We start from the raw sequence: 15771 nt of genomic DNA on the forward strand, positions 1-15771 counted from the left end.
CTTTTGAAATTTTAAATCCATATTTCATAAAATTTTCATAGACTTCTAATTCAAATTTTCCAGAATCATAATCGCTTACAAGATCTTTTTTAAATTTTGCTTTATCTTCATCGTCTATTATATCGAATAACTGATTTATTCGATTTCTCTCTTCATCTATTCCCTCAGATTCGAGTTGATTAAGTTGTTGATACTTGGTTAACCTTTTACCTTGTGCATCAGAAAGTGGTTGTCTAATAATGTCGTCAAATAATTTCATGATTAAAAATTCGATTTAATATAACCATATATCAAGTAAATGAAACCAATTGCCAAGCTTTGTTCTAGTTTGGGAGGAGAAACCATTTTCATTTGAAAAACACAAGTAAGTTTTAGTGATTTATCATTACAGGAATGTTCAATAAACGCTCCAAATCTTCCACTGGAAAGTTGGAATTCATTTCTCTCCCTCTTTTTAACCGGCCCTACCTACTATCTTATCTACAGCATCAAAGAGGTCATTTTCACCACATTTTGAGGTATCTATAGCAACGCTGCCGTTACCGTAAGGCGTATAAATGGCACTGTTAGTAACCGCAAAAAGACCTACAACGGGCGCTTTAGAGGCGCTCGCCAAATGCATCATACCGCTATCGGCACCAATAAACACCTTAGCGTTGGCAATAACAGCCGCTATTTCGCGTATATCTTTACTGTAAAAAGATGGCGCCATGAAATTTATCTGCGATACATTTTCTACAGGCAGTATTTCTATTATATCATATTCAGGATATTTTTGTAGCAGCTTATCATAAATAACGCCCCACCAGTCCTGCGCATAGCACTTGGTGCCTGTAGCATAGGTAAATATGCAGATAACAGGCTTACCTTCGGGCGCAAGGTTTTGCAGCTTTTCCTTCCCTCCGCGCAGCTCGGCTTCAGACAGCCTAAGGTCAAGCCCCGGTACTGCGCCCTCTTGCGGCTCACCACCCATCATGCTGATATAATTACGCAGGTTGTAAACGGGGTATTTGGCAATATGGCGCATCTCGGTATTCAAAGCATCAACCGGAGCAATATCTCCAAATATTTTGAACCTTCCGCGTGCCGATTTTGTAGAAAGCCTGCCGGAAGATGACTTAGGGCTTATATTAATCACCAAGTCATACTTATTGGTTTTAAGTTTAAACCAGCCCCCAATGTACTGCCCTAATTGTTTGAAGTGTTTTTTAGGCAGTTGTATAATGTTGCGCACAGAAGCATAATTCTGAAAAATAACACAAGCCGCACCACCCTTAACAAACAAATCGACAGTTGCACCCGGGAAGGTTTTCTCAGCTTCCTGCACCAAAGGGGTTATAAGCAGCATATTACCCAAACGGTGGTTGGGCCTGCATATCAGTATCCGCTTAATTTCTTCCTGTTTAAAATCGGCCTTATTGCCTGTGTTGCTGCCTACATTTTTAGTGAGCCCCTGCATGAGGCCCTTGCGCAGCTTATTGATTTTTTTTAGCATTTTACTTAATTTCCTGTTTCCTTTCAACTATAACATGGCAATATATTGAAAGCATTTTAACAATCAGGCTAAATAAACTTAAGATTTGCTTAAGGTAAGTACCTAATCGCTACACCCTGCTTTTAAAAAGCCCAAGATGTTACATTATAATACGGCTCTCCAGCCCCGCCTGCAAGTGCCCCCTGTCCAAGTGCTGTTCCAGCCTGTAGAAAATGTGATATTGCTTTCGCTTTGCCTGCATAAGTAACCTTACTATATTAGTTTAGTTTAAGTTACTGCGTTTGCTTTAGCCTGCAAAGCCATAAATATGAAAGTTTTCTTAAATAAAAAACCACGCTTAAAGCGTGGTTTGTTGATTATGGCCTCTCCCAAAAAGGGGGTGGCGTTATGCCAAGTGCCCTCAGGTAAACATATCCCTGCGCCCTGTGGTGTATTTCGTTATCAATAAAATATAAAATGGTTTTGTAAACTGTGTTTTCATACTGCCCGAATGCGAGCACCGTTTCAGAAAATCGTTCGGGTGAAATTTCAGGCCACAAGCTGTTAAGCACATCGGTTATTTCATCCCATAAGGCCAGTAGTTCTGCTTTACTTTGCGGCATGCCTTCGCCGGTAGCGTGGGGCAGCTCATCTGCATTATCCCATTCATTTGTTACAATACCCTGTATACCGGGGCCGGTAAGATCAATAATCTCCATTGCCATCTGTGCAAACGTACGCATACCGCCAACAAAATAATTAAAAAGGTCTTTTTCAGGAAACGCCTCTATAACCCTGCGTGTAAGGCCCCTGTGCCCCTGCCAGTGATGTAATACTGTTTCGGGGGTAAATACTGTAATTGTTGCTGATGTTGCTGCATTGTTTTCCATATTGTAAATAATTTAAGTGTTATTATCTGCACCAAAATTATTTACAGGCAGTGACAGCCCTGTGTCAGCAGGATTTTAAAAATTTACTTTTTTATTTTTTTATGGAATAGATTTATTCCTGTGGCTCTGCTTCAAAAACTTCATCGCCGCCTTCGCGGTTCGGGTCAAATTCACCCTCCCACTTTGCAATGAATGCCGAGGCAAGGCAATTGCCCACCACATTTATAGAGGTACGTGCCATATCCATAAGCTCATCTATACCCAATATTGCCATTATGGGCCATACCGGCAGGTTAAACGAAGCGGCAGTACCCATAAGTATAACTAATGATGCTCGCGGAATACCCGCCACGCCCTTACTTGTTACCATAAGTGTGAACACCATAATCAGCTGCTCGCCAAAGCTCATATTTATGCCTGCAGCCTGTGCCACAAACACACTGGCGAGAGAAAGGTAAAGCGTTGTACCGTCAAGGTTAAAACTGTAGCCCATAGGCATAACAAACGATACTACCTTACGCGGAACGCCTATGCTCTCCATGGCTTCCATAGCACGCGGCAGTGCAGCCTCGCTACTGGTAGTTGCAAATGCAATAGAAACCGGTTGCTTAATAGCCCGCAGGAAAGAGCCTATTGGTATTCTTGCAATTAGGGCAATTGGGAGTAGTACCAATAAAACAAAAGCAGCAAGCGCTCCATACAGCAGCAGCAGCAGCCCAAACAGGTTACCCAGTATGCTAAGCCCCATATGGCCCACAGTATAAGCCATTGCAGCACCTACGCCAATAGGGGCAAAGTACATTACTATGTTCGTGAACTTAAACATTACTTCCGAAAGGCTATGGGTAAAATCAACCATTGGCTGGCGGTGCTTTTGCGGCACCATGATAAGCCCGAGACCAAACAGCACGCTAAACACCACTATTTGTAATACTTCGCCGTCTGCCATAGACCTTGCTATGTTTTCAGGAAAAATGTGCAATATAATATCCTGCCAGGTTTGGGGTTCGGCTGCAGCTACATCATCGTGCATGGCAGGGGGCGCTTCTATCCCCTCGCCTACCGGAAACAGGTTAATGGCCGCGATACCTATAAATAGGGCAATGGTGGTTACCACTTCAAAATAGAGTAATGATTTCCAGCCCATACGCCCCACCTGTTTAATATCGCTGTGCCCGGCAATACCATATACCAGCGTACCAAAAATAAGCGGGCCTACAATAGTTTTAATCAGCTTAAGGAATATCTTGCTCAGTACCCGCAGGTTTACGGCTACATCAGGAAACTCATAACCAACACACGCGCCAATAACCAGGCACACCAGTATCCATGTGGTAAGGCTTCTTTTCTTAATTCCGTATAAGATAAGCCCGAAAACCGATGCCCACCTGAAAAATGTGGTAATACCGTCAGGCACCGTTTCGAATATGTAATCAAAAAGATATACTATTGCGGTAAGGGTAATAATTATAAGCGTGAAAAAATCTATATAGCGGGACTTAAACATAAATTTGCCTGTTATTTTTAATACGTTTTTACAGAAAATGCATTACTGCGCGGTAAAAATAAAGGAAAAATAGTTTTTAGGCTAAAAATGCGAAAGAAAACGAAGCAATTTGAAAATTTGAAGATCGGCAAATATGAAGATTTTGCTTTTTGAACGCAACTACAAGTGTCAGGGATAATATTCTGTCATTATAGAATGAAACAAAAGCATAATGAGACATCTCAATAATTAATTCATTCCTATCAAGCTATACACGCACCACCTCTGCATCCCTGCCAAAACGTTTCAACATACGGTAATGCGACTTTAAAGCCGAGAAAAAAGTACGGTTCTCTATATAAGGTATATTGAATTCTTTGGCAGTCTGCTTAACAATCTTTCCTATTTTACCATAATGGATGTGGCATACTTTCGGAAAAAGATGGTGTTCTATCTGGCGGTTAAGCCCTCCTAAAAAGAATGCGGCCAACGGGCAGTCGCCGCTAAAATTGGCCGTTGTACGCATTTGGTGTTCTGCCCAGGCCTCTTCCATAGTTCCCGTTTCATCCGGCACGGGGAAATGGGTACCCTCTACTACATGCGCCAGCTGAAAAACCAGCCCCATAGTTATGCCCTGCGCCATGTGCAGCGCAACAAAACCTATTATAAACTGCCACCAGGTAACATTAAGCACCAGCAGTGGCAACACAATAAAAAAGAAGTAATATAAAGCCTTAGAAAAGAAAAGATTAAAATATTCTTTTTTAGGATGCTGCATAGCTATCTGCCCTACTTTTGCCTGAAAGAATTTTTTATAATCTTTCCTAAAGGCCCATGATATAGAAGCCAGCCCGTAAAGCGGGAAGGCATACCAGTGCTGATAGCGCTGTATACGGTTAACAGGCTCCTCGTCTGAAATACGGATAAGCCCCGGAGCTACTTCAATATCCTCGTCATGCCCGGGTATGTTGGTATAGGTATGGTGCACCCCGTTGTGGGTGATATTCCATACATAGGGGCTTGCGCCTAAAAAGTTAAACAGGTAACTGAATACCTTATTCACAATTTTATTTGAAGAAAAAGAACCATGTATGGCATCGTGGCAAATATTAAAGCCTACAAACGCACTGAACATACCTAGAAGAATAGCCATAGGCAGCATGGCCCATGCACTGAAAATGTTGGATATAATAAGACCATACAGACCAAAGAAACATGTGAGGAAAAATATAGTTTTTGCCCACATTTCTCTGTTAGCATTAGTATTATTGCCTATATCACTAAAATGGAGGTCAACCCTTTTACGTACAGTAGCCAGAAAAGAAGTTTTATTGGCCCTGCTGAATTTTAATCTGGTGTTCATATATAATAACTACGCATTAACACACTGTCCGGATTACACTATGTACCGGTTTGTGATGCGGAAAAAAAGAATAATCTGTAATAGGGAAAGTATCAGAGATATATTGCGAGTTCCTGTGCAGCAATAAATATAGGAACAAAAACCAAGCCAGCAAGCATTTGTTCAGGAAATACGGAAAACTTTAAGAGTATGGCTTTCTCTAAGTTAATTATTTTACCGCAACAGCCACAACATCATCTTTGGTAATTGCATAAATAGTATCGCCATCGGCAGGCTCCATTATGTAAGTGCCCGTAAACTCGCCAAAGGCGGGGAGTATCATTTGTTGCGGGCTACGAAAGAAACACGGCAGCTTTACAAATTGCCTGCCCATGCCCTCTAGCAATACTGCGGGGTGTATATGTCCGCAAAGGGTAAACAGCCCTTCCCGTTGTTCGGGGTGGTGTGATAATAAAAAGCCGCTAAGCTGCCATTCGCTGCAAACGCTTACACCTAATGCTTCGTATTTATGCGGACTGATTATATCATGGTTGCCCGCCACCAAAACTATAGGAATTTGCGTTCGGTTAATCCAGTCAGAAAATAAATCCCACTCGTTATTAAGCGTACTGTGGAAAAGATCTCCTAAAAAGCAAATTCGCTCCGGGCTGAAGAATGAGACTACAGTATCGAGCTTCAGGAAGTTCTTGTACTTGGCCTGTCGCGGTATGGCTGCACCATACTTGCGGAAGTGCGACACCTTGCCTAAATGTACATCGCTGATAAGCAGCATGCGCTTCTCTACCCAGTACACAGCTCCGGTACAGTGCAGCACAAATGTGTTGTTATTGATCGAGATTTCTAATGTCATTGCAGTTTGGCAAAGATACTGATTAGCAGTAACGGGCAAAAGTTAAAGTTGAAAGCGGATGTCGGGTGTCTGAAGATTTGATGTTATAGAGATTCCTCCGCTTCAGTCGGAATGGAAGACCTAATATTCGTTCCATTTCTAACAGAGTGCAGCGAAGTTGAGAAATCTCAGAATCTTCAAAACATCAAACACCAAGCAAAAACCTTTATAGATTCCTCCGCTTCAGTTGTAATGGGAGACCTAATATTCGTTCCATTTCGAACAGAGCGCAGCGAAGTTGAGAAATCTCAGAATCTTCAAGACATCAAACACCAAGCAAAACCCTTTATAGATTCCTCCGCTTCAGTCGGAATGGAAAACCCAATATCCTTCCATTTCGAACGAAGCATAGCGAAGCTGAGAAATCTCAGAATCTTTAAAACATCCGACAACAGACATCCGACATCCTACTTCATATAACTTGCCGTCATACGCCTTATTCTGTCAGCAAGGCTTTCGCTTGACAAACGCTCGCGCAGCCTGTCGGTAATAATCGGAAAACTGAACGGCGTAGGCTTTTCGCACTGCTTCCACACTATTTCCTGCCGTTGTATGCGCTCTAATGCCAGGAGCAGGCGCCCCTCTTCAAGCTGGTGCTCAAAAGTTTCGCGATAGGCCTGCTGAAACAAAAGGTTATCCGGCTCATAATCGCGAAAAACCTCAAAAATAAGCTGGCTGCTGCTTTGCAGGTGTTTTGTTTTTACCACTTTACCAGGATAGCCTGTAAACACAAGCCCGGCAATTACGGCTATATCGCGAAACTTGCGCCGCGCCATTTCGGTAGCATTCAGGCTGCGTTGCAAATCACTGTGCAGGTGCAGGGGCGTAAACAAGTCGTTATCCAAAACCTGCTGCATATCTATCTCCTGGTCGGATAACAGCTCAAAACCATAATCGTTATAGGCAAGTGAGAATGTAATGGGTGACAAAAGGCTGATGCGAAACGCCATAAGGCTTGCCAGTGCCTCATGCACATAACGCCCCTCAAACGGGTAAAAAATAGCATGATAACCCTCCCGGGTCTTAAAGGTTTCGATGAGGAACTGGTTTTCATCCGGCACAATCGATTCTTTTCGCTGCCGCTCAAATACAGGGGAAAGCGCTTTTAATTCCTGCGACATCGAATTGGTGTTGGCTGCATAAAGCTCTTCGCGCAGCAGCTCGCTCATTTGCGCCGAAAGGGTAAGCCTCCCGCCCATCCAGCTGGCATGTTTTGCCTTTGCACCAGGGTCGGCCTTCCTCACCAGTACTTCCATATTTTTAATGCGGTGCAACTCGAGCTTGCGCCCTGCAAAAATGAATACATCCCCGGGACTTAGCTTGGATATAAACCATTCCTCTACACTGCCAATATAGCCACCTCCCAGAAATTTTACATTTATACTTGCATCGCCCACAATAGTACCTATCTGCATGCGGTGGCGCAGGGCAACAGCTTTGCTGTTTACCTTAAACCTGCCATCTTCCTCAATCTCAACTTTTTTAAATTCGTCATACGCCTGCAGGCTCTGGCTGCCGCGCGTAATGAAATTCAGGCAGAACTGCCAGTCGTCTTCCGTAATGGCCTGATAGCAAAAAGTGCTTTTAACTTCCTTAAATATTTCATCAGGATAAAATCCGTCCGACACTGCAAGCGTGACTAAATACTGAACCAGTACATCCCAACTGTTAAGGTAGGGCACACGGTCTTCTACAACAGTTTCTTCCACCGCCCTTTTAAGCGCCGAAGCTTCTACCAGTTCTATGGCGTGTGTGGCAAGGAAGTAAATATTACTTTCCTGCCCCGGCCTGTGCCCGCTGCGCCCGGCACGCTGCAAAAAGCGCGCTACACCCTTAGGCCCACCCACCTGCACTACAGTTTCTACAGGGGCAAAATCTACGCCCAAGTCAAGGCTGGAGGTGCATACCACAGCCCTTAACTGTTCATCGCGTATGGCCTGCTCTACCCACTGCCGCATTTCGCGGCTGATGCTGCCGTGGTGCATCGCCATATCCCCTGCAAATTCAGGATATTTATCTAAAAGCGCCTGATACCATATTTCGCAGGCACTGCGCACATTGGTAAAAATCAGGGTTGTCCTGCTCTTTTTTATGATAGCGGCTACCTCATCTACCAAATGAAGCCCCATGTGCCCGCGCCAGGGGTAGGCATCCATTTTTTCTGGCAGTACCGAGAGCACGTTTATTTTTTTGTTGATGTGCGCTTTTATCATCACGGCATTATTTAGTGCTTCCGACTCAGGGCCGAGCAGCACTTCCATAGCCTGTTGCAGGTTGCCAATAGTAGCCGATATACCCCATATGCGCATTTTGGGCGCAACAGTTTTTAAGCGGGAAAGGGCAAGCTCTGTCTGCACGCCGCGCTTGGTGCCTAAAAGTTCGTGCCACTCGTCTATTATTATAGCGGTACAGCCTTTAAAGATTTTAGGATAATCTTTGCTTGCCAGCATAAGCTGCATGCTTTCGGGTGTGGTTACCAAGAGGTCGGGCATTTTGTTTTTTTGCCTGCTGCGCTCGGCAGAGGTAGTATCGCCGGTACGTATGCCCACTGTAAGCTGTGTGCCCAAATCATCCGCCACGCGCTCGGCTGCCTGTTTTATTTCTACCGAGAGCGCCCGCAGCGGCGTTATCCAGATAGCCTTTAGCCCGGGCTTGTATTTGGTTTTATAGTCCGGATTATTTTTGATATAGTTTAATACAACAGGCATCCACAAGGCATAGGTTTTACCGCTGCCGGTGGGTGCGTTCAATAGTCCGTTCTTTCCCTGCAGGAAAGCGGTCCAGGTTTGCGTCTGGAACGGAAAAGGTTTCCATCCCTTACTGTCAAACCATCCGGTGGCAATATCAAAAAGCTGTTCGCGGTTCAAAATAAATTTGCTAAGGTTGATTTTTTGTCGGAAGACGGGGTGTACGAAGTCCGATGTGTTTTATTAATATTGTTTTACTTGTGTTTTATTACATTAGATTCCTCGACTACGCTCGGAATGGAAACTCAGATAACTAAATGTAGCGTTTCATTTCGAACGGAGCATCGCGGAGTTGAGAAATCTCAAATAGATTCCTCAACTAAGCCCGGAATGGAAGTGTGCTTCCATGTCGAATGAAGCAAAGCGGAATTGAGACATCTCAAATAAAGATTCCTCGACTACGCTCGGAATGGAAAACTCCCTACATCGGTCACCCGACATCCCTCATCAGACTTTCCCCATTTTCAAATTAACGAAGTATCAGTGCTTTCAAATCATCAATGGTGTTAGCTTCTTCAATAGTTTTATCAGTACGCCAGCGCAGTATCCGCGGAAAGCGCGTAGCTACACCGCTTTTGTGCCTGCCGCTTAGTGCTATGCCCTCAAAACCAATCTCAAACACCAGCTTGGGTGTAACACTGCGTACAGGGCCAAATCGCTCTAACGTATTCTTTTTTATGAAATCATCTACCATGCGAAACTCCTTATCCGTAAGCCCGGAATAAGCCTTTGCGAATGTAACCAGTTCCTTTTCCCCGTTTTCGTTATCCTGCCAAAGCGCAAAGGTATAATCGGTAAACAGGTTGGCGCGCCGCCCGCTGCCGCGCATGGCATAGGTAAGCACCGCATCTATACTATACGGGTCGAGCTTCCATTTCCACCAGTCGCCTTTTTTGCGCCCAACCAGATAAGGCGAGTCCTTCCGCTTAAACATCAGCCCCTCGCTACGGACTTCCCTTGCTCGTTCTTTTTCGCGCAGTGCATCTTCCCATGTTTCAAAACTGATGCGCTCGCTAAGCTGTAACGGCAGATTAAAATCTTTTACCACCTTTATCACCCCTTCCAATAACTCCCTGCGTTTTTCATACGGCAGCTCGCGTATATCTTTGCCTTTCCACTCTAAAAGGTCATAAGCTTTTATAATTACAGGCACTTTTTTAAGCAGGGCAGGTGACAATGTTTTTCGGCCTATTCGGGTCTGCAAATCGTTAAAGCTGCCTACGCTGCCCTCTACCCAGGGGAGTATCTCCCCATCTATAACCGTACCGTCGGGTATCACGTTCAGGAAACTCTGGAACTCCGGGTATTTATCAATCACCAATTCTTCGCCGCGGCTCCATACATACATTTGCCCGTTACGCAAAATGGTTTGCGAACGGATGCCATCCCACTTGTGCTCGGCGCTCCACTCATCGGGGTTACCCAAATCCTGCACTTCGCCCTCAAGTGCATACGCCAGGTAAAACGGGTAAGGTTTAGAGAGCATATCGGCAGGCTTTTCATCCAGCACGAGTTTTTGAAAAGTAATGCGCTGCGGATCCCAGTCGCCCATCAGCTTATGTGCCAGTATATCTTCATCCATTTCGGTAACGCGGGCAAGGGCGCGCGTCATGAGCTTTTGACTTACGCCGATTCGGAAACTGCCTGTTATCAGCTTGGTAAACACAAAACGCTCATAGTAATTAAGCGCGAGCCAGTTCTGGTGCAGGTACTCGCGTTTTTCCTGTTCGGTTTTGGTTTTAAGCACTATCATTTCCTCTACATATTCCGAAAGGCTTTTGTCGCTTTGGTTCTCTGTTGTGGGGATTACCAGTGCGATGGTCTCGGCAAGGTCGCCCACAATATGGTAGCTGTCTTCAAACAACCATAGCGGAATGTTTGCCAGCTCGCTTGCCCATTGCCGCAGCAGGGTGGTATTAACGGGTCGTGGCGGGCGGCGGTGCGAAAGTATGGCAATCGTCCACACTTTATCCTTATCACTCGCATGGCGAAAGTATTCGGTAAGTGCCTCTACTTTTACGTTGGTTTTATTAGAGGTATCGAGTGTTTTTATAAGCTGTGCAAAATTTTTCATGCCTCGTCATCTTCTTTTTCTGCCGGGGTTTTGCTTTCTCCTTCATCGGTTTCGCCTTCATACTGCGTGTGTTCGGTACGGGCATCATAGCCCAGCTCGCGCAGGTAGGCCGAAAAAATATCGCTGTACCCGTGGGTAGATATTACTTTTTCGCAGCCTGTGGCACGAATGCTTTCAAGCAGGCCCTGCCAGTCGCAGTGGTCACTCAGCACAAATCCCCGGTCTATAGCGCGCCTGCGGCGAGCGCCCCGAAACGCCATCCACCCGCTTGCCGAACCGGTTACATAGGGCGCCATTCTTCTTATCCACGGTGTGCCGTGGGCGCTGGGCGGTGCCACTACTATATTGCCCGCAATTTCTTCTTTTCCGGTTTCGCGGGTTATAAGGGTGGTAGGCGGAAGGTCGGCCATTGGGCGTACAACCTCTGTCATATTCTCTACCGCGCCGTGGGTATATATTTTGCCGATGTTGGTATCCAGATATTTTATAAGCCTTTGTGCCTTGCCCAGTGTATAGCCAAACAGTACCGATGTTTTGCCCTCTGCCTTGTTTTGCGCCCACCATGCGTTGATATCCTTAAAAACCTCATCCTGCGGAAGCCATTTAAATGCAGGCAAACCAAACGTGCATTCGGTTATAAAAGTGTGGCATTTAACCACCTCATAGGGCGTGGCTATGCCATCGTCTTCGGTCTTGTAATCGCCTGTAAATACCCACACCTCGCCTTTGTACTCTACGCGCACCTGGCTGCTGCCGATGATGTGCCCGGCAGGGTGCAGCGAAAAGGTCACACCGTTCACGCTAAAGGTTTCACCCCACTCCTTGCCCGTAACGCTTATCTCGCCCAGGCGGTGTTTTATAATGGGTACATTCTGGTGGTGGGTAATGTAGTTTTTATGCCCCCAACGGGCGTGATCGCTATGGCCGTGGGTGATAATAGCATTGGTTACAGGCCGCCACGGGTCGAGGTACACATTGGCGCGGGCGCAGTATATGCCCTTATCATTAAATACCAGCAGGGGCTGCTTCATGGTTGCTGTTTTTATAACCAACTAAAGTTACAAACTGTAAGTATTTTTTGAAAGCAGCTTGAGGTAAGTTTAACGTTTGTTGAAAATTAATTATGTTGATAAAAACCACTCTTGTGCGGACAATAGTAGGCGGGCTGATTGTCCGCATGGGGATAATTTTACTGAATGAAATTATACGATGAAATTTATTTATATAATGACCAACCTACTGGCTGTCCTAAATGCGGTATAAGAACACATATTTTATTAGACTTATCGCATACATCACTACAAACACAAATTCATATATGTAAAAATTGTAGATTTGAATTTATCATACAATCTGATGAATCATGGCTGCAAAACAAAGACTTTGGACAAGGGAAGAATTAATATTAGCTTTTAACTTATATATGAAAATAGAGTTTGGAAAAACGAACAAAACACATCCAAAGATTATTGAATTGGCGAATATTATTAACCGTACGCCAAGTGCTGTCGGAATGCGTTTAGGAAATTTTGCCAGTGTAGATCCTTATCATCAAAATCGCGGTGTAAAAGGTCTGTCAAATGGTATAAGGCAAGTACAACCAATATGGGATGAGTTTTTTGAGAATAAGGAAGAGTTAATTTTTGAAAGTGAACGCATTTTGGCTGAAAGGCAAAATATTGAGTTAGAAGATAAATATCAACAGGTATTGTTTGATACAAGGGACTTAAAAGGTGAAACGAAAATTAGAGCCGTGAAAACACGTGTAAATCAATGCGTGTTTCGTGATATTATTATGATGAACTATAGTTCTAAATGCGCGATTACAAACATTGATATTCCCGACCTTCTATTTGCAAGTCATATTTTACCCTGGTCTAAAAACGAGAAAGAAAGATTAAATCCTGAAAATGGTATTTGTCTATCTGCACTTTATGATAGAGCTTTTGACAGAGGGTATATTAGTTTTAACGATGATTACAAAGTGTTGTTATCTTCAACTTTAAAAGAAAATAGTTCAAAACAATATTATGCCCAATATTTTGCACCAATAGAAAATCAAAAACTGATTGATACTGTAAAATACAATCCTTCTAAACATTTTTTAGAGTATCATCGTGATACAATATTCAATTCTAAATGATATGATTTGTGAGCGTGTGAAATTTAAATATTTAAAGCAGAGTGAAAGTTTACTTTCAACAAAACAGTCAAAATTCGTATTTGAAGTTACAGGCTCAGATTTAATATTCAAAAATGTAGTTTTTCACAAAATTATTGGAGAAGTATTTTTGAGTAACCTCATTTTAATAGACAGTAAGCTACCTGAACTTCTTTCATATATAGTTAAGTTCCAACATTTCGGCAAACATACTTCGCTTAAATCTATCGTCGAAGAATTGATTAGCTTAAACCCGTTAAATCTTGAAAAAGATTTTAAAAAACTGTATTATACGTATAAAGTTAAATCTTTGCTTGATCACTTGGCGCGCGGAATGAATGAATTGGAAGCTTGGAATGATAATAGAAATTTACATGAATATTATCCTGTCATGAAAATTGGAAATGAATTGATTTTCTATGGCGAAAATATTGATAGATTTTTAGATAAACTTTTTAATTCTTGTATAGTAATAACAACTACTGAAATTTTCTCAAAAAAAATCAGGATTAGTCTTGAGTTGAAAATAGGACATCAAATATAAATTAACGCAAAACAATAACCCCCCCCTATTTTTTTGTATATATGCTTCAAAAAAATATTTTTATTATTTTTACTCCCACATAAATAGGGGTGTTATGGATAAAAAAATAGAAAAACGCTGGATAGTCGCTTTTTTTGTTACGGCAGCAGTGTGTATAACAGGACTTTTTTGGGAGCATGCCTCCGTTAGTGTTTCAAAACGTTTTAATAATACCGATACCATTGTGCCCGCCGATGTAGCATGGTTACTAACCGCTTCGTGCCTCGTGCTGCTGATGACGCCCGGCCTGTCGTTTTTTTACGGGGGTATGGTAGGTAAAAAGAATGTTATCTCTACCATGCTGAAAAGTTTTATCTGCCTAGGGGTTATCAGTATGCTGTGGGTGGCGGTAGGTTTCAGCCTTTCGTTTGGAGACCCTATCGGTATTACCATAAACGGTACTTATTATGGCATTATAGGCAACCCCACAGACTTTGCCTTTTTTGATTATGTAGATGAGCATCCGCATTCGGCTATGGCAAGCACCATACCGTTTATATTGTTTGCCCTGTTCCAGATGAAATTTGCCGTGATTACCCCTGCCATTATTACCGGGGCATTGGCAGAGCGCATCAGGTTCATATCATTCCTGTTGTTTATATGCCTGTTTTCTATAGTAATATATGCACCCCTTTGCCATATGGTATGGCACCCCAGCGGACTTTTGGGCGCTTACTTTGGCGTTAAGGATTTTGCGGGCGGGACGGTAGTACACATGAGTGCCGGCTTCGCGGCAATAGCCGGGGTGTTGGTGTTAGGCAAACGCAAAAATGCAGAATATATACCAACCAATATTCCGTTTGTGCTGTTGGGTACCGGCATGCTATGGTTCGGGTGGTTCGGGTTTAATGCAGGGTCGGCGCTTGCTGCCAACCATACCAGCGCTATGGCCTTTGCTACTACCACTATTGCTTCGGCTGCCGCTATGCTTACCTGGGCTTTTTTCGACAGGCTCAACGGACGCAAGGTTTCGGCTTTGGGATGTTGCATTGGTGCCGTTGTGGGCCTTGTTGCCATAACACCTGCCGCGGGATTTGTATCTATACCCAAGAGCATGTTTTTTGGGTTTTCGGCTGCTATTGTAAGCAACCTTATGGTACACTGGAAAGCCCTTAAACGCATAGACGACACACTGGATGTTTTTGCCTGCCACGGGGTGGGCGGTATTATGGGTATGATTCTTACCGCTATTTTTGCGGAGGGTGAAAATGCCAGCCTGCTGCATGGCGGTTGGGGCGTTTTCGGCCATCATATGACGGCACTTGTGCTTGTGGCTGGTTTTTCGTTTTTTGGCGCTATGCTGCTGTATAAGTTTACTAACCTGTTCATCCCGCTGCGTGTGAGCGAGGAGTCAGAAGAAATGGGGCTAGACATGAGCCAGCACAACGAAAGTTTGGGGTAAATTTATTGAACTTGAACAATAGTAACGTAATTGCTTTAGCTTTGCATCAATCAGAAATTGACTTTTATGAAAAAATTTATCCTGCTAACAGCGTTTATCATCATTTCGTGTAAAACACCAATAGGAACCGGCAATACTGATGCAAAGGAAGAAGTAAATAACTTTTTAACCCAATGGCATGAGGATGCTGCTAATGCAGATTACAACAGCTATTTTGATAAGATAGCGGAAGACGGGCATTATATTGGTACTGATGCTACCGAGAACTGGGATAAAAAAGCTTTTGCCGCTTTTTCTAAACCTTATTTTGATAAGGGCAGAGCATGGGATTTTAAAGCTGTAAAGCGCAACATTTACTTTAGTAAAGACGGTAACACAGCCTGGTTTGACGAACTGCTTGACACCTGGATGAAAGGCTGCCGTGGCTCTGGTGTTTTAGAAAGAAATAGCAAAGGCGAATGGAAGATAAAGCACTATGTTTTAAGCATGACAATACCTAATGAAATTACAAAAGAGGTGTTGCCGTTAAAAGCTAAATATGAAGATACCCTTTTAAAGCCATAAAAAAACGGAAGCAAATTGCTTCCGTTTTCTATCCCCAAAATATCGTAAAAAATTATTTTTTTACTTGCTGTGCAAATATATATGAAATATTTAACTTTTATATAATATATTAAAAATATTTCGAAATTTAACAAGCTA

At 43.3% G+C, this 15771-nt stretch carries 13 protein-coding genes; 4 read left to right on the forward strand and 9 right to left on the reverse strand.

The annotated features are described in order from the left end of the window. The 9 genes from Q0K96_RS12920 to Q0K96_RS12960 form a co-directional block, all read right to left on the reverse strand. A partial coding sequence (locus Q0K96_RS12920) for a hypothetical protein (protein ID WP_297334399.1) occupies window positions 1–259 on the reverse strand: 259 nt, incomplete at its 3' end. 195 nt (window positions 260–454) lie between these two features. Further along, window positions 455–1495 (reverse strand): glycosyltransferase family 9 protein, encoded by a 1041-nt coding sequence (locus tag Q0K96_RS12925; protein ID WP_297334400.1) that lies wholly within the window; start codon window positions 1493–1495, stop codon window positions 455–457. A 356-nt stretch (window positions 1496–1851) separates the two neighbouring features. After that, entirely contained in the window at window positions 1852–2364 is a 513-nt protein-coding gene (locus Q0K96_RS12930; RefSeq protein WP_297334401.1) for a DinB family protein, read from the reverse strand. A 112-nt stretch (window positions 2365–2476) separates the two neighbouring features. Continuing rightward, the gene (locus tag Q0K96_RS12935; RefSeq protein ID WP_297334402.1) at window positions 2477–3871 is read right to left on the reverse strand and encodes a cation:dicarboxylase symporter family transporter; all 1395 of its coding nucleotides are present in this window, start codon (window positions 3869–3871) and stop codon (window positions 2477–2479) included. A gap of 247 nt (window positions 3872–4118) precedes the next feature. Continuing rightward, entirely contained in the window at window positions 4119–5213 is a 1095-nt protein-coding gene (locus tag Q0K96_RS12940; RefSeq protein ID WP_297334403.1) for an acyl-CoA desaturase, read from the reverse strand. Window positions 5214–5421: 208 nt separating this feature from the next. Next, window positions 5422–6063, reverse strand: a complete 642-nt coding sequence (gene pdeM, locus Q0K96_RS12945) for a ligase-associated DNA damage response endonuclease PdeM (RefSeq protein ID WP_297334404.1) — start codon at window positions 6061–6063, stop codon at window positions 5422–5424. Window positions 6064–6509: 446 nt separating this feature from the next. After that, window positions 6510–8969 carry a ligase-associated DNA damage response DEXH box helicase gene (locus Q0K96_RS12950; RefSeq protein ID WP_297334405.1) on the reverse strand — a complete coding sequence of 820 codons (2460 nt, stop codon included), beginning with the start codon at window positions 8967–8969 and terminating at the stop codon, window positions 6510–6512. Between the two features lie 349 nt (window positions 8970–9318). Beyond that, the gene (locus Q0K96_RS12955; RefSeq protein ID WP_297334406.1) at window positions 9319–10923 is read right to left on the reverse strand and encodes an ATP-dependent DNA ligase; all 1605 of its coding nucleotides are present in this window, start codon (window positions 10921–10923) and stop codon (window positions 9319–9321) included. Then, window positions 10920–11954 (reverse strand): ligase-associated DNA damage response exonuclease, encoded by a 1035-nt coding sequence (locus tag Q0K96_RS12960; RefSeq protein WP_297334407.1) that lies wholly within the window; start codon window positions 11952–11954, stop codon window positions 10920–10922. Before Q0K96_RS12960 ends, Q0K96_RS12955 begins: the two co-directional genes overlap by 4 nt. A 332-nt stretch (window positions 11955–12286) precedes the next feature. Between Q0K96_RS12960 and Q0K96_RS12965 the strand changes: the two genes are divergently transcribed. The 4 genes from Q0K96_RS12965 (at window position 12287) to Q0K96_RS12980 (ending at window position 15633) form a co-directional block, all read left to right on the forward strand. Next, window positions 12287–13066 (forward strand): HNH endonuclease, encoded by a 780-nt coding sequence (locus Q0K96_RS12965; RefSeq protein WP_297334408.1) that lies wholly within the window; start codon window positions 12287–12289, stop codon window positions 13064–13066. Between the two features lies 1 nt (window position 13067). After that, window positions 13068–13628 carry an HpaII family restriction endonuclease gene (locus Q0K96_RS12970; protein WP_297334409.1) on the forward strand — a complete coding sequence of 187 codons (561 nt, stop codon included), beginning with the start codon at window positions 13068–13070 and terminating at the stop codon, window positions 13626–13628. A 94-nt stretch (window positions 13629–13722) separates the two neighbouring features. Further along, entirely contained in the window at window positions 13723–15069 is a 1347-nt protein-coding gene (locus Q0K96_RS12975; protein ID WP_297334410.1) for an ammonium transporter, read from the forward strand. 66 nt (window positions 15070–15135) lie between these two features. Then, window positions 15136–15633, forward strand: a complete 498-nt coding sequence (locus Q0K96_RS12980; RefSeq protein ID WP_297334411.1) for a nuclear transport factor 2 family protein — start codon at window positions 15136–15138, stop codon at window positions 15631–15633. Window positions 15634–15771 lie beyond the last annotated feature (138 nt).

Source organism: Flavobacterium sp. (genome assembly GCF_024305175.1).
GTDB lineage: Bacteria > Bacteroidota > Bacteroidia > Flavobacteriales > Flavobacteriaceae > Flavobacterium.